The 24,092-nt window shown below is 41.6% G+C and carries 22 protein-coding genes; 9 read left to right on the forward strand and 13 right to left on the reverse strand.

Going from position 1 to position 24,092, the window contains the following annotated elements:
- Positions 1-7 precede the first annotated feature (7 nt).
- Complete coding sequence (locus tag ACHUFM_RS02970; protein WP_394179412.1) at positions 8-883, forward strand: LysR family transcriptional regulator; 876 nt, start codon at positions 8-10, stop codon at positions 881-883.
- 21 nt (positions 884-904) lie between these two features.
- Here ACHUFM_RS02970 and ACHUFM_RS02975 read toward each other — a convergent pair whose 3' ends face one another.
- On the reverse strand, positions 905-2,062 hold the full coding sequence (locus ACHUFM_RS02975) for an MFS transporter (RefSeq protein WP_394179414.1): 1,158 nt from the start codon (positions 2,060-2,062) through the stop codon (positions 905-907).
- Positions 2,063-2,218: 156 nt separating this feature from the next.
- Here ACHUFM_RS02975 and ACHUFM_RS02980 point away from each other — a divergent pair, with 156 nt between their 5' ends.
- On the forward strand, positions 2,219-3,844 hold the full coding sequence (locus tag ACHUFM_RS02980) for an alpha-glucosidase (protein WP_394179416.1): 1,626 nt from the start codon (positions 2,219-2,221) through the stop codon (positions 3,842-3,844).
- 26 nt (positions 3,845-3,870) lie between these two features.
- Here ACHUFM_RS02980 and ACHUFM_RS02985 read toward each other — a convergent pair whose 3' ends face one another.
- On the reverse strand, positions 3,871-4,947 hold the full coding sequence (locus ACHUFM_RS02985) for an AI-2E family transporter (protein WP_394179418.1): 1,077 nt from the start codon (positions 4,945-4,947) through the stop codon (positions 3,871-3,873).
- Complete coding sequence (locus ACHUFM_RS02990) at positions 4,941-5,201, reverse strand: sulfurtransferase TusA family protein (RefSeq protein ID WP_394179420.1); 261 nt, start codon at positions 5,199-5,201, stop codon at positions 4,941-4,943. The genes ACHUFM_RS02985 and ACHUFM_RS02990 overlap by 7 nt, the downstream gene beginning before the upstream one ends.
- A 33-nt stretch (positions 5,202-5,234) precedes the next feature.
- On the opposite strand from ACHUFM_RS02990, the gene ACHUFM_RS02995 reads away from it, so the two are divergent.
- A complete protein-coding gene (locus ACHUFM_RS02995; protein WP_394179422.1) occupies positions 5,235-6,653 on the forward strand; it encodes a M48 family metalloprotease in 1,419 nt (472 codons plus the stop codon).
- 69 nt (positions 6,654-6,722) lie between these two features.
- Here ACHUFM_RS02995 and ACHUFM_RS03000 read toward each other — a convergent pair whose 3' ends face one another.
- Positions 6,723-6,995, reverse strand: a complete 273-nt coding sequence (locus ACHUFM_RS03000) for a hypothetical protein (protein ID WP_394179424.1) — start codon at positions 6,993-6,995, stop codon at positions 6,723-6,725.
- A 56-nt stretch (positions 6,996-7,051) separates the two neighbouring features.
- Positions 7,052-7,330 carry a hypothetical protein gene (locus ACHUFM_RS03005; protein ID WP_394179426.1) on the reverse strand — a complete coding sequence of 93 codons (279 nt, stop codon included), beginning with the start codon at positions 7,328-7,330 and terminating at the stop codon, positions 7,052-7,054.
- 375 nt (positions 7,331-7,705) lie between these two features.
- Here ACHUFM_RS03005 and ACHUFM_RS03010 point away from each other — a divergent pair, with 375 nt between their 5' ends.
- On the forward strand, positions 7,706-8,953 hold the full coding sequence (locus ACHUFM_RS03010; RefSeq protein ID WP_394179428.1) for a tyrosine-type recombinase/integrase: 1,248 nt from the start codon (positions 7,706-7,708) through the stop codon (positions 8,951-8,953).
- 20 nt (positions 8,954-8,973) lie between these two features.
- Here ACHUFM_RS03010 and ACHUFM_RS03015 read toward each other — a convergent pair whose 3' ends face one another.
- From ACHUFM_RS03015 to moaC, 3 genes are read right to left on the reverse strand one after another with little or no spacing between them, the layout of a single operon-like run.
- Positions 8,974-9,420 carry a molybdenum cofactor biosynthesis protein MoaE gene (locus tag ACHUFM_RS03015; RefSeq protein WP_394179430.1) on the reverse strand — a complete coding sequence of 149 codons (447 nt, stop codon included), beginning with the start codon at positions 9,418-9,420 and terminating at the stop codon, positions 8,974-8,976.
- The gene (locus ACHUFM_RS03020) at positions 9,421-9,675 is read right to left on the reverse strand and encodes a MoaD/ThiS family protein (RefSeq protein WP_394179432.1); all 255 of its coding nucleotides are present in this window, start codon (positions 9,673-9,675) and stop codon (positions 9,421-9,423) included.
- Positions 9,662-10,150 (reverse strand): cyclic pyranopterin monophosphate synthase MoaC, encoded by a 489-nt coding sequence (moaC, locus tag ACHUFM_RS03025; protein ID WP_394179434.1) that lies wholly within the window; start codon positions 10,148-10,150, stop codon positions 9,662-9,664. The genes ACHUFM_RS03020 and moaC overlap by 14 nt, the downstream gene beginning before the upstream one ends.
- Before the next feature lie 114 nt (positions 10,151-10,264).
- On the opposite strand from moaC, the gene ACHUFM_RS03030 reads away from it, so the two are divergent.
- The 3 genes from ACHUFM_RS03030 to trmJ all read left to right on the forward strand — a co-directional run bounded on the left by ACHUFM_RS03030 (position 10,265) and on the right by trmJ (position 14,910).
- Positions 10,265-12,736 carry an EAL domain-containing protein gene (locus ACHUFM_RS03030; RefSeq protein ID WP_394179437.1) on the forward strand — a complete coding sequence of 824 codons (2,472 nt, stop codon included), beginning with the start codon at positions 10,265-10,267 and terminating at the stop codon, positions 12,734-12,736.
- Between the two features lie 69 nt (positions 12,737-12,805).
- Positions 12,806-14,092 (forward strand): DnaJ domain-containing protein, encoded by a 1,287-nt coding sequence (locus tag ACHUFM_RS03035; RefSeq protein ID WP_394179439.1) that lies wholly within the window; start codon positions 12,806-12,808, stop codon positions 14,090-14,092.
- A gap of 38 nt (positions 14,093-14,130) precedes the next feature.
- Positions 14,131-14,910 (forward strand): tRNA (cytosine(32)/uridine(32)-2'-O)-methyltransferase TrmJ, encoded by a 780-nt coding sequence (gene trmJ / locus ACHUFM_RS03040; RefSeq protein ID WP_394179441.1) that lies wholly within the window; start codon positions 14,131-14,133, stop codon positions 14,908-14,910.
- Between the two features lie 150 nt (positions 14,911-15,060).
- On the opposite strand, the gene efpL is transcribed toward trmJ, so the two are convergent.
- Positions 15,061-15,633, reverse strand: coding sequence for an elongation factor P-like protein EfpL (gene efpL / locus ACHUFM_RS03045; protein ID WP_394179443.1), 573 nt, complete (start codon positions 15,631-15,633; stop codon positions 15,061-15,063).
- Positions 15,634-15,669: 36 nt separating this feature from the next.
- On the reverse strand, positions 15,670-16,818 hold the full coding sequence (locus ACHUFM_RS03050) for a M14 family metallopeptidase (RefSeq protein ID WP_394179445.1): 1,149 nt from the start codon (positions 16,816-16,818) through the stop codon (positions 15,670-15,672).
- 35 nt (positions 16,819-16,853) lie between these two features.
- Here ACHUFM_RS03050 and ACHUFM_RS03055 point away from each other — a divergent pair, with 35 nt between their 5' ends.
- Together ACHUFM_RS03055 and ACHUFM_RS03060 are read left to right on the forward strand one after the other, a co-directional pair.
- Positions 16,854-17,366, forward strand: a complete 513-nt coding sequence (locus ACHUFM_RS03055) for a hypothetical protein (RefSeq protein WP_394179447.1) — start codon at positions 16,854-16,856, stop codon at positions 17,364-17,366.
- A gap of 113 nt (positions 17,367-17,479) precedes the next feature.
- Complete coding sequence (locus ACHUFM_RS03060; protein WP_394179449.1) at positions 17,480-17,968, forward strand: putative 4-hydroxy-4-methyl-2-oxoglutarate aldolase; 489 nt, start codon at positions 17,480-17,482, stop codon at positions 17,966-17,968.
- Between the two features lie 31 nt (positions 17,969-17,999).
- Here ACHUFM_RS03060 and ACHUFM_RS03065 read toward each other — a convergent pair whose 3' ends face one another.
- The 3 genes from ACHUFM_RS03065 to ACHUFM_RS03075 are packed head-to-tail and all read right to left on the reverse strand — an operon-like array spanning position 18,000 to position 24,030.
- Positions 18,000-18,611, reverse strand: coding sequence for a MarC family protein (locus ACHUFM_RS03065; protein ID WP_394179451.1), 612 nt, complete (start codon positions 18,609-18,611; stop codon positions 18,000-18,002).
- 56 nt (positions 18,612-18,667) lie between these two features.
- On the reverse strand, positions 18,668-19,588 hold the full coding sequence (locus ACHUFM_RS03070; protein WP_394179453.1) for a GGDEF domain-containing response regulator: 921 nt from the start codon (positions 19,586-19,588) through the stop codon (positions 18,668-18,670).
- Positions 19,585-24,030, reverse strand: coding sequence for a PAS domain S-box protein (locus ACHUFM_RS03075; RefSeq protein WP_394179455.1), 4,446 nt, complete (start codon positions 24,028-24,030; stop codon positions 19,585-19,587). Before ACHUFM_RS03075 ends, ACHUFM_RS03070 begins: the two co-directional genes overlap by 4 nt.
- Positions 24,031-24,092 lie beyond the last annotated feature (62 nt).

Here is a 24,092-nt window from a genome sequence, read left to right on the forward strand (position 1 = left end):
TTTTGGAATGCTAGATATTGCCGAGTTACTCACCTTTATAAAAGTCGCTGAAACGCACTCCTTTTCGGATGCCGCAGCGCGTTTATTTGTTACCCAACCGGCGATCAGTAAACGCATTGCCGCATTGGAATCTAACCTTGGCGTGAAACTATTTGATCGTATTGGCAGACAGGTCCAGCTAACAGAAGCTGGAATTCGTTTGTTACCTAAAGCAAGGAAAATGGCGGAGGACCTCGAAGACATCAAACGCAGCATGACACTACAAATGGAGGACGTGAGTGGTGAGCTTCGACTGTCAACCAGTCATCACGTAGGCTTACATCGACTACCAGACTCACTGAAACGTTTCCAACAAGACTACCCTAGCGCGCAATTGGAAATTGAATTTACTCAATCAGAAGAAGCGTATCAGCACGTACTAAAAGGTCACGCTGAACTGGCTGTCATTACTTTGTCTAATAAAGAAAACAGCTTATTAGAATCCATTCCAATTTGGTCAGACCCCTTAACTTGTGTGGTCAGTAAAGATCACCCTTTAACACACCTAGCGCAGATAAGTTTAGTAGATCTCGCTCAATACCCTTGTGTCTTGCCCAATAAAAACACCTTCACACGTCAGATAGCCGAGCAAGTATTTGGTAAGCAAGGCCTGAAACCACAAGTTCGCATGAACACCAACAACCTAGAAACCTTAGCAATGTTAGTGAGTATTGGCTGGGGCTGGTCTTTACTGCCCTCCACGCTAGTAGATGATAGGCTGACAGTATTAAATTTTCCGGAACTCAATGTAGAGAGGAAATTGGGAGTGTTACATCATAAGCATAAAACACTTAGCCGAGCGGCCAATGCGTTTATCTCTTTGTTAAAACAGGCCTCACATTGAGACCTGTTTTAACATTAAGACTCATCTATCTTTCTGACTAACGATCAAGATCACCAAGGCGAGTCCGCTCACCATAGCAGCGGCGGTAAACGCCCAAGCACCGCCAGCCCATTCCCAAAGGTAGCCAGTCACCACCATACCTAAGCCGCCACCTAAACCTATGGCAAAAGCACTGTACATTGCTTGGCCTTGTCCAGCATAACGCTCTGGAAACAAACGTCTAATTTGCTCGATGGATACCATATGAAACAGTGCAAACGTTATACAATGAAGCATTTGCGTGAACATTAAAATCCACACATTTGAAGTAAACCAGCCAACGAGAAGCCAGCGAACCACACCACAAACAAAACACAGCATGACCAAATGCACAACATCAAATCGCTTAACGGTATTGCCAAAAAATAAAAATAGGATGATTTCAATGATCACACCAAATGCCATTAAAAGACCAATGGCTTCACCGCTGTAGCCATAGTTCGATAGGTGGACCGCAAAAAACACATTGAAGGGGGCATGCGCCATGAAGGCCAAAAATGCCAAACCAAAAAACAACAAAGACTCAGGCTCTTTTAACAACGAAGTAAACGACACCTGCTCTTTATGATTGCTGGCTTCGTATTCCTGCTCTTTGACAAAGAAAATGGTGACCACGGCTAATGCGAGAAAGACGCACATGGTAGGTATGACGACCCAAGCACCAAACTGCCCTATCAAAAAGCCGCCGGCAGCGACGGCAACCACATAGCCAATCGACCCACCCACTCTCAAGCGTGTATAGGGTACGTCCAGCCGACGAATACTGCGCACAGCGAGAGAATCTGTCATGGGTAGTAAGGCAGAGTAGAACAACGCCATACAACAGGTCAGCAACCAGAGACTTTCGAATTCTTTATTCCAATTAAAAGGTAAAACGGCGATAAAACAGCCGAGAACAGCACATTGCAGGATCCGCTTTGGCAAGCCTATTTTTGCCGTTAACCAGCCCCAAAAATGCGGAATGACGATGCCTGATAAGGTGAAAGTTGACATGAGTCGACCGATTTCAGACGCAGACAAGCCAATCGATTTATAATAAACCGAGATATAAGGCATCATCACACCAATTAAACAACAAAAGAAAAAGTAGAAGAAAAACAATGGCCAAGCCACTGACCGAGCCTTTGGTGAAAACATCATAGCTCCAAAGATTACATCCATTGGTAATCATTATTATGCAAAAATCGATTTCTTTGAGTATGCTGGAAATATCATGAAAAAGCACGATTCAACTAATAATAACAATCCGCACAATCTTGCCAAAACCTTTATACTCAACCAACGAAGGAACTCGACATGACAACCAATCAAGCATGGTGGCGCGGTGCCGTTATTTATCAGGTGTATCCTCGCAGCTTTTTTGATGCCAATAATGACGGCATTGGTGACCTCGCCGGCGTGACACACAAAATGGATTACATTGCGAATCTAGGCGTAGACGCCATTTGGCTATCACCCTTTTTTACCTCGCCGATGAAAGATTTTGGTTATGATGTTTCAAACTACTGCGATGTCGATCCTATTTTTGGCAACCTAGACGACTTTGATCAGTTAATTCAAGCCGCACATGAACACGGATTAAAGGTCATTATAGATCAGGTACTCAATCATTCCTCAGATCAACACCCTTGGTTCATAGAGTCTCGGCAAAGTCATGATAACGATAAAGCAGACTGGTATATCTGGGCTGACGCTCAAGCTGATGGAACAGTGCCAAACAATTGGCTATCGGTATTTGGCGGGCCAGCGTGGCATTGGGACAGTCGACGTCGTCAGTATTATTTACATAATTTCCTCGACAGCCAGCCCGATTTAAACTTTCATAATCCTGACGTTGTCGACGCATTATTAGAGACCGTGGAGTTTTGGTTAAAGCGCGGCGTAGATGGTTTTCGTTTGGATACTGCGAATTACTATTATCATGACCTAGAACTCAGAAATAACCCTCCAAAAGAAGAAGTAGTGGAAGGCAGTATTGGCGTTCGACCAGACAATCCCTACGCATACCAACTTCACTTATACGACAAATCGCAACCTGAAAACATTGCCTTTCTACAGCGTTTGAGACAGTTACTTGATCAATATCCAGGAACGACGACCGTGGGTGAAGTTGGGTGTGATTTTTCCCTCAAAACTATGGCCGATTACACGCAAGGTAATGACAAACTCCATATGTGCTATTCGTTCGATCTACTAACTCACGATAACAGTATGCAACACATACGAGACACCATGGAGACGATCGAAAATGGTCTTGGGGATGGCTGGCCGTGTTGGTCAATAGGCAATCATGATGTGGAACGTGTAGCGACTCGTTGGGGGAAAAATCAAGACAATATCGCCAAGAGTAAAATCTACATGCTGATGCTACTTAGCCTGCGTGGTAGCGTTTGTTTGTATCAAGGAGAAGAACTGGCGCTAACAGAAGCTGAATTAAACTTTGAAGAATTGGTTGACCCATTTGGTATTGCCTTTTGGCCTGAATTTAAAGGACGAGATGGCTGTCGCACGCCTATGCCTTGGGACACAAACGAACAGGCTGGATTCAGCCAACAATCATCCGTTTGGTTACCCGTTCCTACTCAACACTACCCTCTTGCCGTCAATAATCAAGAACAAGACCCAAACTCGTGTTTGAACGCTTATCGAGATTTCCTCGCTTTTAGAAAAAACAGATTGGCGTTAAAAGTAGGCGACATCACATTTCTATTCAATGACGAGCATAGATTGATCTTCATTCGGCGATATCAAAACCAGAGTTGCTTAATTGCGATTAATACTAGCCAAGATGAGTTTCAATACCAGAGTCGACATAGTTTAAAAGCCATCGAGTTACCCAATAGCTTACCAGTAGGAAAAATTGCAGCGGGTTTGATTATCTTACCCGCTTACAGTGTTGTGATCGCCGATTTAATTGAATAATAAGATCGTGACAAGCTGTTTAGGAATTACTCGGCTGTTGTTTGGTCGAGTAAATCTTCTTCCCCAGGCCAAGCGTTAATAATAGCTTTCACCAGCGTAGCCAAAGGAATCGCAAAAAAGATCCCCCAGAATCCCCAAATACCGCCAAAAAACAACACGGCAATAATGATGGCTAACGGATGCAAGTTAACGGCTTCCGAAAACAGCAGCGGCACTAAAACATTGCCATCCAAAGCTTGAACAACCAAATAAGCGACAACGACATAGATAAATTCATTTTGTGCGCCAAATTGATAAAACGCCACTAGCACAACAGGAATGGTAACCGCTGCGGCGCCGATGTATGGAATAAGCACAGACAAACCAACCAATAAGGCAAGCAACTCAGCGTACCTAAGCCCAAACATGAGAAAGACCAGATAAGTCACTACACCAACCACTAACATCTCAATAAACTTGCCACGAATGTAGTTAGCGATTTGATCGTTCATTTCATGTGAGATGCGGCGCATCATTTTTCTTTCTTTTGGTAACCAGGACGTCAGATAGCTCAGAATCGATCTTTGATCTTTCAGCAAAAAGAAAATGACCAAGGGCACAAGCACCAAATAGATGACTAAGGAAAATAAAGAAGGAATGCTAGAAATAGAGAAAGAGACAATCCATTGACCTAAATTCGTTGATTCATTTGCCAAGGAATTAATCACCTCATCAATTGCGGTTTGGCTGACTATTTCACTGTGCCCTTCTGCAAAACGTTGCACAACATCTCTAAGATCAGTAAACATTCTGGGCGCATCTTTAAAAAACCGGTCTGCTTGACGCCATATAATCGGCACCATAACACTGATGAAAACCACACAACTGGTCATAAAACCAATAAACACCACTAGGACTGAAGAAGTGTGACCTAAGCCCATACGTTGTAAACGTTCAACCAAGCCTTGCAACAAAAAAGCCAACACAATCGCAATTAATACTGGCGCTAAGATGCCTCCCCAGAATGCTAGAACACCAATGCAGGCCAGCAATAATAGTAGAAAAACCACCACTTCTTCATTGGAGAAATAACGCTTAATTAACCCATCAACAATTTTTAACATGGCGTTTCTATTGAATCCTTTTGAATAATGAAACAAAACTCGTTCTTATCGTCTGATAGGGACAACAGTGAATATCCTTGTAGATCGAGATATTGAGGTATGTCTTTCAAGGATCCTGAGTCACAGGTAGTCATACTCAAAATTTGACCTGATTGCATCTTACTCAATGCTAGCTTTACTTTAAGTAAAGGCATTGGACACCGATCTTCTCTTGCATCTAAGATTACGTCATACTGACGACTGTGTTCGATCATACATTCTTTATCTGCTTATTTGACCGCCTTATTATGAGACTATTTTCCGTCGTTACAACCAAATTAACCCGCATAATCATGGTTTTTTCGCTTTCTATCAGCCATTTTAGCTATGCTAGCATTCCGGACCTAGAAGCCAACAAAGATGAAAGAGCACTATCAAACCCGTCCTATGTCTTAGGCCAGTATTGGTTTCGAAAGCTCAATGGAAGCCGTGCACTAATTGACTTCCCCCCTGCCTATGATTATTTTAAAGACACCCTATCCATCTTACTACCACAAACAGATTTGTATAACAAAACTGTCGAAATGACCTTTTTAAACAGCTCCCAAAGCAATGCTTTTGTCATTCCTGGCAATCACATGTTTCTGTATTCTGACATTATGGAAGTGATTACCAATGAAGACATGCTACTCGGTTTGCTTGCACATGAATTAGCTCATTTAGACTTACAACATTATGAAAGACAACGTCAAAATTCAGGCGAAGAATTGCAAAAAACCTTGGTAATGCTTGGCGCGGGTATTGCGGCGGCGCTCGCAGGAGCAGGTTCCGATGCCACAACGGCTTTATGGTTGGGTGGCATTGCCAATCAAGCAGAAAACACGCTTACCTATAGCCGTAATCAAGAGCAAGAAGCCGATCGACGTGGTCGAGAATATCTTGTTAAAGCAGGCATTAACCCTGATGGTATGACTCAGCTATTCCAAGCCTTTTTCAAAAAAGCCTTAGGTCGTCCCAAGATGGAGTTTTTATCCACCCATCCGTCACCAGATACCCGAATGTCTGACTCCTTTAGTACAGATACAAAAAAGAGTATTTTAAATCAGCGTGATGGCCAGGATTTTGAGTTTTTCAGAGCCAGCTTACTCGCCTACAGAGCAGGTCTGGAAGACCAGCCTTATCAATACCTGTCTCAACACATCCACAGCAATGATCCAAGCCGTTTTGCAAAAGCCTTATTTGCATATTTAGTACAATCCCCACAGCGTGCAATTCATTATTTAGAACAAATACAGTCACACAATCGTTATACTCATTATTTGCTTGCTTTAAGCTATGCTTCCTTGAAACAAAATAATCAAGCAATAAAAACCTTAAATAAAGAACTCAACTTAGCACCAGATAATATTTATTTTTCCTCACTCAATGCACAATTAGCCAATCAAAAACCGAACATTGTTAAAGCAAACTACCTTTATCAGAAAAGAATGGTTTGGAGAGCGTACATCCAATATTATAAGAACTTAAATAATAAGGGTATGGCTCTTTATTACCGGTCACTTCTTGACTTTAATAGAGGAAAGGGAAAAACAGCATCCGTATTATTAAAGAGAGCCATTAACTCTTCAGACATAGTTAACATCGAGAAATTAAAAAATACAGAAAAAGAGTTTGAAAGAATTATTAAAGCTGAAAAAGATGAAGATTTAGAGACAGAAAAAGATTAAAAACAAAAACACTCAAAACAAAAAAAGCCAGATGAAAAATTTCATCCGGCTTTTTTATCATCACCATGATTATTCAGCGTGAAGCGCATCAAATTGAGCTTGCAATTCATCATGCTTCTGTACATAAACAGCTGTTTTTTGAGCTGGAGTATAAGCACCATTTAAATCGACACTTGCATCAACATTTGCACCCATGTTTTCAAGCGTTGTAGCAAGCGCTTCAACACTACCACGAGCACTCATTAGACGATCGCTAACACTGTCGTCAGATGATGCCATTGCTGCTGTTGAAAAAACAGAGGCTGTTACTAGAGCTAGAATTGTTTTGTTTAGATTTTTCATAATAATGTCCTTTTAAAATTCATTTATAAAATAATGATTAAAGTTAGCGTTAAATATTATTCAGCTGATTGAGCATGAAGCGCATCAAATTGATCTTGTAAGTTTGAGTATTTTTCAGCATAAACAGCTTCTTTTTGGCTAGGAGTATAAGCACCGTTTAAATCGACACTGGCATCAACGGTAGCACCCATATTTTCCAATGTGTTTGATAATGCTTCGATACCTGCTTTCGTACTTTGAATTCGATCTGAGTAATTATCATCAGAAGAAGCAAATGCAGATGTCATTGCGGTAGCAGTTAAAACAGTTAGAGCGGCTTTAGTTAAAGTTTTCATATATATCTCCTAAAAGGATTTAATTTAAATTAGTATTCATAAAGCTGTTTCGCTTCGGTAGATATATAGTAGTCTTTTTCGACTAATAAAAAAGCTTTTCACCCTCGCTTCCACGCTTTTTCCAAATACGAATTAAACAACGCAAGATTGAAGCAAATTCACATAAATACACTCTTTAAATCAGAAAATAAGGAATAAAAAAACAAAATCATATTTTATTGAACTTTTTTATAATACTTGTGAACAAGATCAACTTACCCGAGAATAGAAGCCTAGGAAGGGTTCGTGTAGCTGAGCAAGATCCACAGGCTAAAGTCTGTGAATTGGTCATTTCCATTCCGATTAACATAAAAAGACTGAAGCAGAAGACAACACATGGCACCGTTAGCACTGATTGATAATTTAGAACACCTCCCCAACCCTTTTACACAGTTTGAAGCCATTGCAACATCGCTTATACCAAATGCTCCATACTTAAACAAAGCGGAATACCGTCGAGATTTACAATTGGCCTTATGTTTCATTTATAGCTACAACGGTTCACAAGCCACTTTTAATTCTTATCGAAGAGAAGTAGAGCGCCTTCTACTTTGGTCATGGAATATTGCCAAGACTCCAACCAATGAATTGCGTCGAGAGCAGATCGAAGCGTTCATCCATTTTTGCATTGAACCGCCAGAAAGCTGGATAGGCACTAAAAATGTCGCACGCTTTAAATTGCATATGGGACAAAGGACACCAAACAAATCGTGGCGACCTTTCGTTGCCCATGTGAGTAAATTAGCTTTCAAGAACGGCGACATTCCAAAAACCAAGACCCATGCGTTGTCTCAAGCCGCCATTCGAGCCACCTTTTCTATTTTATCCTCGTATTTCGGGTTTCTTATGCAAGAAGACGCTGTGCAGCAGAACCCTGTGGCCCTGATTCGACAAAAAAGTAAATTTGTTAAAAAAGAAGTCACTCGTAAACAAGTCCGACGCATTTCGAATTTACAATGGGACTATGTCATTGAAACCGCTGAATTACTCGCAGATGAAGACCCAGCAACCCATGAAAGAACCCTGTTCATAATGAATGCTCTATTGGGTATGTATTTACGAATTTCAGAGTTAGTTGCTGATGAACGATCTGCCCCTGTAATGGGGGATTTTACTAAAGACTCAGATGGTCACTGGTGGTTTAAAGTATTATCTAAAGGAAATAAAGAACGGCTCGTGGCGGTTTCGGATGAAATGCTGAATGCCTTAATACGTTATCGTCAGTTCCGTGACTTACCTAGCTTACCAACGGTTGCAGAAGACACGCCTTTGATTCCAAAAAATCGCGGCCAAGGCGCAATGACCAGTACACGACAAGTCCGTAACATTGTTCAATCGTGTTTTGATCAAGCTTACTTACGCATGTGTGAAGACGGCATGCAAACAGACGCCGAAGATTTACGCGTCGCTACGGTTCACTGGCTTCGCCATACCGGCATCTCTGAAGATGTGAAAATTAGACCCAAAGAACACGTAAGAGAAGATGCAGGCCATGCGAGTATGGCCACCACAGATAAGTACATTGATACTGAATATCGTGAGCGTCATGCCAGTGGCCGTAAAAAAAGTCTACGACCACATTAATACACGCATGAGTAAAAACGTTAAGACCAACGTTTTAGACTTAACTCATCTTTTTCAGCGGCCGAAACCCACTGGCTATTATCGCCTTGGGTTTCTTTCTTCCAAAAAGCAGCCCGACTCTTTAAATAATCCATAATGAAGTCACAGGCAGCAAACGCTTCTGCTCGGTGCACTGCACTCACCCCAACAAATACAATTTGATCATTAATGGACAATCGGCCAACCCTATGTACTACGGTGACATCGAGTAAAGGCCACTTCTCTTTCGCTTCATGCACAATACTTTTTAAGTTGTGCTCTGTCATGCCAGGATAATGTTCTAGCTCAAAACCACAGTCTTCGACTGGCAAATCCGAAAAATGCCTAACCAAACCGACAAACATCGCCACCGCCCCCGTCACGTTCGCTTCCAGTAAGTTCTGATATAGCTCTTGTACGTGGAAGTCTTGCTCTTGCACCTGAATCATCTAGCCTCCGGTGACCGCTGGAAAAAAAGCGATTTCATGGGCTGAACTCGGTATCATGTCATGATCTCGAGTGAATTCGAAATCCACTGATGAATGCACCGTTTTCTCCAATAAATGATGACCTGTGTCTATTTCTTTGGCTAAAACTTGCTTCAAATCAGCAACACTTAACGGCAACTCAACCTCAAGTTGATACTCCGCCATGGCCAGTTTTTCTCTTAATGAAGCAAAAAAGACCACGTTAATCCGACTCATTTGTTGCGCTCCAATCACCACTCTTGCCACCTGTTTTCTGTAGCAACTGCACATTCTCAATAACAATGCCTTTGTCTACCGCTTTACACATATCATACAAGGTTAACGCAGCCACACTGACACCGGTTAAGGCTTCCATCTCCACCCCTGTTTTACCTGACAATGCACAAGTACAAAGAACTTCTAATTGGCGTTCATTTAATTGTGTAATATCAACGCTGATCTTAGTGAGCATCAAGGGATGACAAAGAGGGATTAAGTCTGAGGTTTTCTTTGCGGCTTGTATCCCCGCGATTCTCGCTGTCGCCAACACATCGCCTTTCGCCAAACCACCCGCCAATATTTTAGTTAGGGTATCTGGCTTCATCGTCAACACACCACGAGCTGTCGCCGTACGTTTTGATGAGGATTTATCAGAAACATCCACCATGTGAGCATGTCCAAGTTGATCTAAATGCGTTAACGAGTCACTCATATATATCCTAAACAAATCAACATAATTGAAAATTTCACCTATATTTTAAGAAAGCCGAACGGATTGCAAGCCAAAACTGGGAGAAGTTTCAAATTGAAATGGGACATTTGGAGAATGAACTCTTGTATAAAATTATTTTACCTATTTTTAGCCTTGTTCATCTCACCGGCTTCTTGGTCTTATGACATACAAAATGGCACTAACGCCTTTCCAACGTTCACTGAAATAAAACCCTTAACACCAAAAGAAGCGCTATACCAAGATTACAGCACAGATTTGTACGAAGACTCACAGGACTTCTCAAATCACGCCTATTGGCACAAGATTACGTTTCCCAAGGCCTACCCTTTTTCAAAACAGACATTGTATTTGGAGTTGGATTATTACGTTATTGAAGAGTTGGATTTTTATGTTTTCCATGATGCTCAATTAGTAGAGCATTTAAGTCGAGGCGCTTTACAGGACTGGAACAAACTTAGCGCAGTCTATGATGGCATTCTTATCCCAATCACCTTATCACCATTCAATGAGACCCATTTACTTATTCGCAAAGCAGGTAACAGTCCTTTACTAACCCCTATGCGTATTCTTAACAGTAGCGAAGCGGAATTTAATCGCCAACAAAAGCTCATTTTCTGGACTGCCATCATCAGTTGCCTTGTTATTTTATTGGCTCACAATGCCTTACTCTTCACTATGTTGAGACAAGCTGGGTTTATTTATTATCTAGGCTTAAATGCTCTTGTATTCATTGCTCTTTCCATTATTACAGGATTTAGCCGTTGGCTGTTTAATGAAACCATCAGTCAATGGTTGCTAGCTAATATTTTTCTCATTTTTGGTATTGGTGCTTGGTTACTGTTCCGTTTTAGTCTGCATTTTCTCCGAGAAGTAAACGTACCTTCACCTAACAGCTTTATTGCACGTTATGGTGATTGGGTGTTCATTCTCTTTCTGCTGAGCATCGCTTTTTTCCAAGTAAAAACCGTCGCAATGTTATTCGCCGGAATAGAAGTATTTCTATTTATTAGCTGTACTTATTGGGGCGTCGAAGCTTTCTTACGTGGCTTTATTGCTGTTAGGTTTTATCTGTTTTCATGGTTCTTTCTGATCTTAGGCAGTCTCATCAACACATTATTGTTCTGGAAATTGATACCAATTAACGATTTCACTGAAGCCATTTTCCCAGCTTTTAGCATTATTCAACTACTAGGCTTTTCCTTTGCTTTGGCAGATAAAGCTAAGCAAAGTGAGCGTAGCCGCCAGCTACAGCTGTTAACAGATCAATCAACCGGCTTACCTAATCGATCATTTTATTTTGATGAGTTACCAAACCAGCTTCAATCTCGCATAAAAAACCAAGAGCCGATGGCTCTAGTGATCATAGACATCATCAACCATCATGCACTAAGTCAAGCTTTCGGCCCCGCTAAAGCCGATGCAGTAATGTGTGAATTAATGCAAGACATTCATCTTCACCTGCAAACCATTGAAGGACTGCAGGCGTTTCATTTACCCAATAAAACCCATACAAAACTGATTAGAATGACCGCTAAGAATTTGGCTTTTATCAGCACCACGCCAAACACATTAGAAACGCAAATTAGGCAAGTTCAACAAGTGTTGGAACACCCAACGTTACTCAACAAAATACAATTTCGTCATCAGTATAAAATGGGCAGTGCCCTTTTCCCAAGTCAAGCAAACAACCTAGATAAACTCTATCAAAATGCCCTTATTGCCCATAATTCGGTTACCTTTTCTTCTGGCAATTGGGCTCCCTTCACCGATGAGCTAAAAAGTGATCATGCGCAACAACTTACCATTATTACCCTACTACGAGAAGACATTCAAAACGGTAAGCTTCATTACCACATCCAACCTCAAGTCTGTTTACGAACCAATAAAATAATTGGTGGTGAAGTGTTATTACGCTGGCACAACGAACAATTAGGAGCGATTTCACCTGCCGAATTTGTTCCATTAGCGGAACAAGCAGGTTTAATTTATCCATTAACTGAAATGTTATTTGAAAAAGTGTTTGCTTGGGCAAGTCAGCATCAAGCGATTCTCAAGACATGCAGTTTGTCTTTAAATATTTCCGCCTTGGATTTACTGCAAGCGAATTTTGCACAAAAGGTCAACGCTGGCATCAAGATGCATCAGTTAACCCCAGAGCAATTTACCATCGAGATTACGGAAACCAGCATGTTTCATAATAACGACATCGTAAACAATAATGTTGAAGAACTGTATGAAGCAGGCTTTAAACTATCCATCGATGATTTTGGTATCGGTTATAGCTCTATGTTGAATTTAGTGGCACTAAAAACTAATGAACTTAAAATCGATCAGTTTTTTGTCATGGGACTGTTTAATCAAAAATCCAATCAATATCTTTGTCAAAATATGATTCGTCTATGCCAACAATTAAACATCACTAGTGTGGCTGAAGGCATTGAAGACCAGCAAACATTACAGACTCTCAAAGACTGGAATTGTGAAATTGGGCAGGGCTATTACCTATACAAACCCATGACACCTAATGACTATTTAAGGCTACTGGAGAACAGCATTTTTGAATAGTTTGTACCTCTCTCGAATTCAGGCATAATGAACCTCATCGCTAGTTGAAGACACATTATATAGAACATCATGAGCCTAATAGACGACTATCAGCTGCTGGAAATCCCGACGAATGCAAGTGAGCAAGAAGCCAAGAGTGCTTTTAGACGTCTAGCTAGGAAGTATCATCCAGATAAAAACCCAGATACGGATACCACTGAACATTTCCAGCGCTTACAAGCGGCTTATGAAAATGTCCAAAACGCCATTCGTCAGGGAGCTCAAACCGCTGACTGGAAACCTTTTTCTTTTACCCAATCTGATCCATTCCAAGCAACTGGCTTCCGTCATCACCATTCCGATAACGCAAGCGATAAAGAACAAGAAGCGTTTATTCGCGAACGACAACGAGCTTATGAAGAAATGAAGCGCAATAACGCGCATCAGGAAAAAGCTCGCAATGAAGCCATCAAAGCGGCTCGAAATACACTTAATGAAAAGCGCATTAAGGCACTTTACGAAGAAGCTTTCAAAGCATCAGAAAACTTCACTTCGGAAGGTTATAAAGGGTCTAGTAACCAACAACAAAATTACGACATTCCACCTTATCAAAGTTTTATTGACGATGATGTAGAACAACCTACAGTGGAAAGTCCAAGGGTACAGGCGGTGAAACTGGATGCGGCCAAAGCAGCTTTTCGGGCAGCCACTTACATTGCCTGTTTTGCTGCGGGTATTTACGCCACCCTATACTGGCAAGATCAAACGTCAGCATCACAACAGGATGAACCCAGCCCAGGATTTGTGGCTGGTTTATACCCTCAATTTCGAATTGGGACGAATCACACCTTACAAGCAAGCTCACTTTATGCTGAACCAGACCGCACGAGTAAGGTATTAGAAAACTTACCAGCACAAGTGGACATTCAGGTATTTAAGCAGCAAGGCAATTGGTTAAGCATTCGCTATCAAAGTAAAAATGGCTGGTTACCTGCACAATCTAGCGGCTTTGGCAGTATCAGTAATGCAAGAAAAACAGGCTGTTTCGGTTATCCTGGCATTGCCCCCGATCACGGCGAGCTCATCGGATCCGCCCAAGGCAATAGCCGCTTACGTATTTTAAATCAGCTACCAACTCAAAGTTTATTAACCTTTCAGTCGTTCGATGGTAAACCGCCTTTTTCAATCTATCTGAATAAAAAACAAGCTTTTGCCGCCAACTTCATCCCTAGGGGCCAATATCGATTGGTGCTAGAAACAGGATCCCTGTATCATCATGCCTGCCAGCAATTTCTCTTCAATGATAAGCAACGCATCATCCTTGATAAAGTGGACTTTGCCAGCACAGAACAAACCCTTACCCTGAGTAACTTATAAACTCCTTGTAAAGCCAATTTATCGAGTAATTCATATCCATGCTAAGCAACATTCGTATCGTTTTAATCAATACTTTTCACCCAGGTAATGTAGGGGCGATTGCCCGTGCAATGAAAAACATGGGATTAACCAATCTTTATTTGGTCGATCCGAATGACTACCCTTCTGAAGAAGCCACCAGTCGCGCCGCAGGTGCAGTGGACTTACTCGAGAATGCCACTATCGTCCCTACCTTTGAAGAAGCCATTGCTGACTGCAGCTTGGTGATTGGTACCAGTGCTCGGCACAGGACCTTCCAGTTACCCATAATGAATGCTCGTGAATGCGCTGAGAGTGTGATTCCTGAAGCGACGAGTCATCAAGTCGCTATAGTCTTTGGTCGTGAAACCACCGGATTGTTAAACGAAGAAATTGCTCAGTGTCATCGCCAAGTTTACATTGATGCAAATGATGAATACCCAGTATTGAATATTTCCCAAGCCGTACAAATTGTCGCTTATGAAATTTGGATGGCCAATCAAAACAAAGATTTTGTAGCGAAAGAAACACCTGAGTACCCACATAAAAAGGATATGGATCTTTTTTATGACCACCTTGAAGAGACGCTTTACGGTATCAATTTCATTATCCGTAACCACCCTGGAAAAGTGTTGGATAAATTACACCGTTTCTTCAATCGCTCACGCCCTGAAAAGCAAGAACTTGGCATTTTACGTGGAGTGTTAGCTGCGGTACAAAGAGAAGCAGGCTTGGTAGAAGCAAATAACCATCAAGAGAAAACAACGGACAAACCTGCGGATAGCAAATCCGATAAATAACAACTTGTTTGGCCCTTCAACAAGACGGACACGAATAACGGGCCATAATGGCCCGTTATTCAACATTCACTTATATCAACAGTCGCTTTACCCCTTTATGCAGTCTATTCAGCGTTAATCACAATGCCCTTGAAAAGGGTCAGATCCCCGTTATTTTTCTGCACGACCAGCAAATTTACGCTCTTCAACATTCACTCTGATACGATCGCCCGTTGAAATATGTTCTGGTACTTGAACCACGGCACCCGTTGATAATACCGCCGGTTTGGTACGTGATGTTGCAGACGCGCCTTTTATAGACGGGTCCGTCTCGATTACCTCTAACTCAACATTGGTTGGCATATCTAAAGCCACTGGTTCATCATTGACCAAAACAACTTGAATACCGTTCGTTTCTTCATTCAAGAATAATGTTTCATCTTCGATAGCCGCTTTGTTTAAGTTATAGGGTGTATAGTCTTCATTGTCCATGAAGACATATTCTTCACCATCCAGATAAGAAAACATCGCCGGACGACGAATTAAATCTGCCATATTAATCATATCTGAATCTTTAAAAGTTTCATCCAGTTTTCGGCCTGATACCACATCGTACATACGCATCCGATATAAACTACCGCCCGCTCTGCCTTGAGGAACAGAACGCTCAATGTCTTTTACGATGTAAGTTTTGCCATCGAATTCAATGGCGGCATTTTTTTTAATCTCACTTGCCTTAGGCATACTGTTCTTCCTAACAAAAAATTAAACAAAACTGGCTTACGCCTTCATATAAGTACTTTGAATCACTTGATATATTGGATAAAGAACGTCTGCGCCTAATATTTTCGCACGTTCAGGCGACCAGCCTACCGTGTCATCGGGCAGATTCTGATTATCTTTAAATGGCATTTCTAATGTAAAAGACAAACAGCGGTAGGTTTCCCCGACCCATTTGGTGGCCACAGTTAAATTCGCCTCCCCAAACTGATCCGGTGTGTAACCTATGTCAGTCTGAAAGTCAGGACTCACCACTTTAAACACATCTTTAAATAAAGTTTCCATGCCCTGCATACGCTCATCAAAAGACGGTACACCTTGGCAACCATCGACAAAGTTAACAGGTAAGGCTTCATCTCCATGAATGTCGAGGAAAAGATCGACTCCTGTTTCTGCCATTTTCTTCTGTACGGCTAAAACTTCGGGGCTAAACTCCTGGGTCGGATTTTTCCATTCACGATTCAAATTCACACCCTTTGAATTAACGCGCAAATTACCGTGCACTGCACCGTCTGGATTCATATGAGGCACCACATAGAAGCGACAGTTTTGCAATAAACTACGAGCCACAGGGTGAGATTCATCAAAGAGTCGTTCCAGTAAGCCTTCTACGAACCACTCAGCCATGGTTTCGCCTGGGTGCTGTCGTGCTATGATCCAAATATTCTTCGCCAGACCTTGCGTTTTACTGACCTCAAGCAAAGTAATATCACGACCTTCAGCGGTTTCGCCTAAATGATCCGTTATACAATCCTCATGACTTGCTGCCCATGCGATCATGTCTAAATGGCGCTCGTAACTATAAGGGGCAAAATAAGCGTAATAGATACTGTCCTGCTCTGGTTGATGACGAATCACTAATTTACCGTCCAGGTACTCGGTTGGTACACGAAACCATTCTTCGCGGTCATAAGACGCCACGGCTTGATAATCTACCCAACCGTCAGGGTAAGCCGCTTCACTAGCGTTTTCGAAATAGATCACACATTCTTCACCCATGCCGCCTTGAAGACGAAAATAAAACCACTGCAAAAATTTAGAGTTTGTATCATGGGGGATCTTTACTCTAATATTGTCCGGCTCTAACGCATTAACAACGGAAATATTTCCACCATCAAATGCACTGCTGATCTTGATTCGGCTGGTCATGTTTCTTCCTTAACAAGCAACATTGGTTCTAAATTATGGCAAGTTTACCTATATTCATCACCGCTGTCGCCAACTCTTCTGACGACCCGGCCTTCCCACTCCTTTTTACTTGGTCAACCCTCGAAGCACAGGTAAAAGAAGTCCTCGTTATTCCTGATGATGAGTGGCTAGAGCAACATAGCATCGAACAAAATCCACACGATTTAGATGAACAACAGCTTTACGAATTTGGTTTTGAAGGCAGTGATATTTTAGCGGAATGGACAAATGAATTTGATACCGATGTTATCTATGCCCTAGACCCAGAATTGATCACCACATTAGTTGATGCAACTTACGATATTAAAGGCTTGGACCCAAGCTTTGAGGTTCAAAGCATTCACCACTGGTTTGAAGAACAAGGAATTAATTTAAGTGAAGCATTTGAAGAACAAGGTCGTCATACGCCTTTGCATTTATTAGCACCGGATGAGCTAATTATTCAACTACTGCAAATCGCAGCGGAACATGGTTTGATTGACCCTAGTGATTTGATAACCGAAGAATAAATAGGAATATCAAGTTGATCAATATTCAACATGATGATTTAAAACTGGCCGCTAAATGCTTCCTATTTTAGAGTTGGCTATGAATTTCCCTTCATGACTAAAGAGACGACGTGATGAAAGACTTATTACCTGACTTGTGCGACTTATACTCTGAACAGATTCAAATTGCCGAGCCTGTTTTTCAGTCCTACGGGAAACGTGCCTGCTTTTATGGACAAGTTGTCACCGTATCGTGTTTTGAAGACAACAGTCGAGTAAGAGAATTGGTCAATGAAAATGGCCAAGGTAAAGTCATGGTCGTCGATGGTGGTGGCAGCAAAAGACGAGCACTGTTAGGGGATATGCTAGCAGAGAAAGCAGCAAAAAATGGTTGGGAAGGGTTTGTTATTCACGGTGCAATTCGAGACGTGAACGCTCAATCAAAACTAGACATAGGTATTCACGCTCTGTGTGCTCACCCTTTACCAACAGAGAAAAAAGGCCTCGGGGAACTCGGTCAAACTGTGTCTTTTGCTGGCATTCAAATAGCAGAAGGTGATTATATCTATTGTGATTTAAACGGTACGCTGGTCTCCAAACAAGCACTCCCCCTGCCAGAGTAGTGCTAGCGCGCTTGGCCCCCTCATAAACGAACTACAAAGACGCCATGGTGTGGGTAAACAAACTTCTTACACCATTTACTAACATTTGTACGGCCATCATCAGCAATAGCATGCCCATCAGACGCTCTAATGCCGCCAAGCCTTTTTCTTTTAAGATGCGATTCAGTAACGGGGCAAGCGCTAAAATCACCACAGAAATCCCCCAAGCCGCAAAAACAGAAATCAGCAAGCCAATTTCATCCCCTGGGTAACTTTTTACCATCACCAACAAGGTTGCTAACGTCGAAGGCCCGGCCAACATAGGAATTGAAATGGGCACGATAAAAGGTTCAATAGGCTGATGTTTATCCGCCTGAATCACACTGGGAAAGATCATTTTCAATGCAATCACAAACAGCACCACGCCACCAGCGATCGAAATAGACTCAGTTTCTAAATGAAGTAACGCCAGAAACTCGGCACCAAAAAACAAGAAACTGACTAATATCAGTAGACCAATTAAACCATCTCTTAACACAATTTTAGATTGGCGTTTCTGTGGCACGCCCTTCATCGCGGACAACAAAATGGGAATATTACCAAACGGATCAATAACGAAGAGAAACAGCAAAGTGGCCGATAAAATAGAAAAATCAATATTCATGAACTACTCAAACAGATAAAAATCGCCCGCATTTTAATCAAAATACGAGACAGGGTCTATACATCAAAACAGACTCGATTCCGACCCGAGGTTTTGGCTTCGTACAACAATTCATCTGCCCGCTTTAAAAGCTGGTTTCGAGTCTTACAGCCATCTGAAACCGCGACAACACCAATGCTGGTAGTAATGTCAATTAGCTGCTCTTTGATCCTAAATTGATAATTTTCGATCAATTGACGAATCTCTTCGAACCTTTGCATTAACCCCTCTCGGCTATCTGACATCAGTAACAAACCAAACTCTTCCCCACCTAAGCGGCCAAACAAGTCATGTTCTGTCATATGCTGTTGAATCAAATTTGATACATCAATTAATACTTTATCACCTATATCATGCCCAAAGCTGTCATTAATATTTTTGAACTTGTCCAGATCCAAAATACCGCAAGCCATACAACTAGAGCTTTCAGCAGTATGAGTACCCAGTTTATTTCCCAAACTCACTTCAAAAAAGCGGCGATTGGCGATGCCAGTGAGATAATCTGTAGACGCCAAACTTTCCAACATCTTGTTTGACTCGACTAAACGACTTCGCATATCTGAAATGCGTTTCATCGCATGCATCTTTGCCGCCAATATTTTTTGACTAATAGGCTTAATCAAATAATCATCGCCCCCTGCCATAATGCCATTTTCAACATCCATTTCATTACCACTGGCACTTAAGAAAATGACTGGAAACCACTCCTGTTTATTTTGTTGTTGCAACTCCCGAATCGCTTTTACGGCTTCAAAACCATTTAGGGTAGGCATTTGCACATCAATTAAAATGAGATCAATCTCATCTAAATGGGCTAAATACTGAGACACTGCCTCTTGTCCATTTTTAGCTTCAATGACCTGGCAGCCAAGTTTTGCAAGATGTAATTTCAATAATAAACGGTCAGTATTTGTATCATCCGCAATTAATACTTTCATAAGTTCGCCATGACTCGTTGTAATTCATTTTTCACTTTTTGATAAGTGATTGTCATATTTTTGACGTCTTTATCAAAATTAACGAGCTGCCCTAATCGGCTTTCAACCTCTAGCTTAGCCGCCATTTCAGACAAAGACATAGCACCAACATTTTGACTGACAGACTTAAGACTATGAGACAAATGAGTAATATTTTCAAACTCATTCTCAGGATAAAGGATTTTACCGAACTCCTCCATGATCTGATCCACATCAGCGTAAAAAGCATTCACCAGTAAATGCACGTCATCCCCTAATGCCTGTTTTAATTCCTTAAGGACAGAAACATCAATAAAACCAGAATGATCAGATCTCACTTCGGTTTCGGCAGGTTCAATGATCTCTTCAGTTATAAAAGAAGAATTGTTTTTATTTGGTAACCATTCTTCAAATACTTGTGTTAGATGAATTTGTTTAAATGGCTTTGGTACAACACCATCCCCCCCTGCTCGAAAGACTTCAGCAGAGGTTTCCGGCATAATGTCTGCGGTTAAAGCAAAGATTGGTACTCGCTTTAATTGTTCTATTTTTTCTGCTTGGCGTATGTGTCTCATTGCTGTCAAACCATCCATAACTGGCATATGCAGATCCATTAATATTAAATCAGGTTGGTGCTGTTGCCAGCTTTCCACCCCCTGTTCGCCATTTGTTGCCTCTATAACATCAAAGCCCATTCGAGACAAAACACCATTAGCAACCGCCATGTTTGCTTTCATGTCTTCTACTACCAAAATGCGACCGCGTTTTCCATTCTCTTCAGCATGGGTTTGATCGATACTATTTTGATCTAAATTATCCGTGTCATCAGTTGATACCTGATACGCTAAGACATCTTTTGATATGCAATAGGCTAGGCCTTTCTTCAAACTCAACGCCCCCATGGGTTTTGCAATACACAAATTGATCCCAGCATCCGTTAATTCTTGATGGGATAACAAGCCCGCTGAGGAAGTAATCAAGATGGTTGGTTGATATAACGAGCCACAAAACTCTCGAATTTTCTTAGATAACATCAAGCCATCCAATTCTGGCATCATGTAATCCAACACAATAATTTCGTATGGCTGTTGATTTTCATAAGCCCAGTGAATGCGAGACAAACCTTTGCGGGGTTGAGATTCTGTATCGGCATTAACTCTAAAAGAGGCCAACTGATTCTTCAAAATAGTCAGGTTGGTTTCATTATCATCAATGACAATGGTTTTTTTACCGATCAGTAAGGCTTCATCGGCAACAGTTTCAATTCTTGGCTTGGCATGGCTTTCAGCTAGGGTTAAAGACACACTAAAGCAGGACCCTTCATTTAGTTTACTTTCTAAGGTGACTTGACCATTCATCAAGCTGACTAATTGTTTGGTAATAGCCAAACCTAAGCCCGTACCGCCAAACTTCCTCGTAGTTGAACTATCAGCTTGAACAAAAGCACTAAACAAATGAGGTTGCACATCACTAGCAATGCCCACACCTGTATCTTGCACATTCATTGTCAGTGCGACTTGTCCCTGATGATCAACCAGCCCTTTGACAGAAACCAAAACATGGCCGACTGACGTAAATTTAATCGCATTACTCACTAGATTCGTAATGACTTGTTTGATTCTAAAAACATCCCCAACCAAATATCGAGGGCACGAATCCTCATATTCAACTAAGAGATCAATGCCTTTTTCTTCGGCCTTAATCATCAACAATCGTACAACATCGAAAATGGCTTTTTCTAAATCGAAATCGACCCTTTCAATGGATAAATGGCCCGCTTCAATTTTAGAAAAATCAAGAATGCCATCGATTAATTCAAGCAAGCTTTCACCAGAATCTCGTAATACTCTTAACTGCTCTCCTTGCTCTCTGTCTAGTTTAGTACCAGACAGCAACTCAGCCATACCAAGCACACCATTTAATGGTGTTCTAATTTCATGACTCATGGTCGCTAGAAAGTCACTTTTCGCTTTGCTCGCGGCAACGGCTTGCTCACTGGCTGAACGTAACAATTCTTCGGTTTCTTTACGGGATGTGATGTCCATATTAACGCCAACCAATCTTGTTGCCACACCATCGTCATCAAACAACACCGCAGCATTTGATTTAAGAAAGCGAGTTTGTCCATCGTAGCGAGTAATGCGAAAATCAAAATCCAAGTCTTCTGAAATGGCTGTCGCATCTTCTTCTGGCTGTACAGTGAAGCCAAAACTTTCAATCCGTTCAAATGTGTCTTTTAGTCTCAACTTGTCTTCCAGATGAACACAGTCCTCCCAGACCTTTAAAGGGGCTTTTTCATGGTCACTCGGCATACCGTAAAGACGATACATCCAATCGTCCCAGTGTAAACTCCGGTCCTTTAAGTCAAGCTCCCATACCCCAATACCAGCGGCATCCGCAGCAATAGAAAGCCGCAAATTGGTATTGATCATCTTTTGTTCGACAGCCATTCGTTCACTGACATCGCGAACATGTGCAATGTACCCAACCAGCGAACCGTCCTCAGCATCAATGCGACTGCCAATCGTTTCCGAATGAAAAACATTACCTTGCTTATTGCGATACGACACATGAAAACGGTTTAGTACTTTTTGCTCTTCACCGTAATACTCCTGCCCTTTTTTGATGAAATCGGTCTCATCAGCATAAAGTTGCTCAGTCGTTTTCCCTAACAATTCGACTTCTTGATAACCAAACAGTTCGCAAAACGCTGAATTTGCCATTTTAATTTGTCGCTCTTTATTAACAAATACAATGGCTTCAGGCGCATTCACAAAGAGTGATTCAAACATTTTTTTCTGTTCGCGTAAGTCCTGTTCTGCACGAATCTGTTCCGTTCTATCTTGGAAGGAAAGCACAGCGCCAGTGACCACATTCTGCTCGTCACGCACGGCCATACAAGAATATTCGCACACAAAAGCATGACCATTCGAGGACAAAAGCTCTGCCCTAGCATAAGTTTGTTTGCCCGTGTCTAAAGTGGTTCTTATCGACTCAATCACAGGCTGACAAGACTGATACTTTTTCTCTGCGCTGCCCAATAGGCCTAACACATTCTTACCTAATACATCGCTTAGTTGATAACCCAAAATCTGACAAGAGGCTGTATTGGCAAACGTGATCTCACCGCTGCGACTAATGCCAAAAATGCCTTCGTGAATGGCCTCTAAAATGAGGTGCTTTTGATGCTCTGCCAGTTGCAAATTTAATTCATCTTGATGACGACTGATAGCATTTCCTACCCACTGAGCAAAGAGCTTAATGAGTTCATAATCGTCTTCACCAAAGGCTTCATTTTTAGGATGAGGGCTGGAGAAATTCAAAGTACCATAACGCTGATCACCAATATAAATCACGACGCCTATGTAGGCTTCAAGGCCAAACGTTTGGTAACAAGGGTGATTTTGAATATCACTGATTGCAGTATGGTGATAGGAGGTTGGTAAATCATTTTGTAGAGTGTGAACACAATATGTATTGTCAACTTGAAACTGAGCACCGACTTCCACTTCACCATTCGGCGTCACGGCATACTTTATTTCATAGTTTGACCCTTCGATATGGCTTATAATCCCAAAGGGTAAGGCAAACTGCTGGCAACCAACGTTTAAAATGCGCTCCAACTTATCTTCTAAAGGCAAAGCATTATCTGCCGTCACCGCATGAAGAGATTTTAAGGTATTAATCATACGCCGTTGTGACGTAATATCTTGCATGCATAAGTACAATCCAGTGACTTCACCAGCTTCAAATCTCGGCACATAAGACGACTTTATATAACGTGTTTCTTGCTCTTCACCAACCCTCACCTGATAGTCATACTGTACTGATCTTCCAAGCAAAGCCTCTTTTAGTTTGCCCTCAATTTGGACATAAAACTCAGCAGGAATAAGCTCATGAATACATGTCCCGACAATCTCGTGACGCGAAAGAGAAAAACGTCGTTCATAAGTATCATTTACAAATTCGTACCTAAGATCTCGATCCACTAAGGCAACATACGCTGGAATATTGTCGTGTAAATTAAGCAAGTCTTGCTGACTTACTCGCACCTCATCCTCTTGTCCAATGGCAGAAAGCAAGGCCGCTACAGACGCAATATCGGCTTCTGTTTGCTCCATTGTTTTAGAGGATGTAAGGTGACCGATACAAACCAAGCTCGCCTGGATTGATCTAATCGGCTCAACAAAGCAGAAACTCAGATTGGGCACATCTTTTAAGATAGGTGTCAGATCATCAACAACACTGACATCGCTATAGCGACACGCGCCTTGCATCGCCATATTAATAGCTAATGCTTCAGGATAAGTAACCTTGTCTAAGGTGCCGACTGAAACTGTCTTACTCTGTCGATACACCAACGCCACATAAGAAGCCCCCATTAACCCCTGGACTACTTTTAATGTCGCCTCTATTTTTGACATTTACCTTCTCCATTACAACGAGTCTAAACAAAATACTAGCTGACACAATCACCCATAAACAT

Origin of the sequence: Marinomonas posidonica, from assembly GCF_043643765.1 — a bacterium.
Lineage (GTDB): Bacteria > Pseudomonadota > Gammaproteobacteria > Pseudomonadales > Marinomonadaceae > Marinomonas > Marinomonas posidonica_A.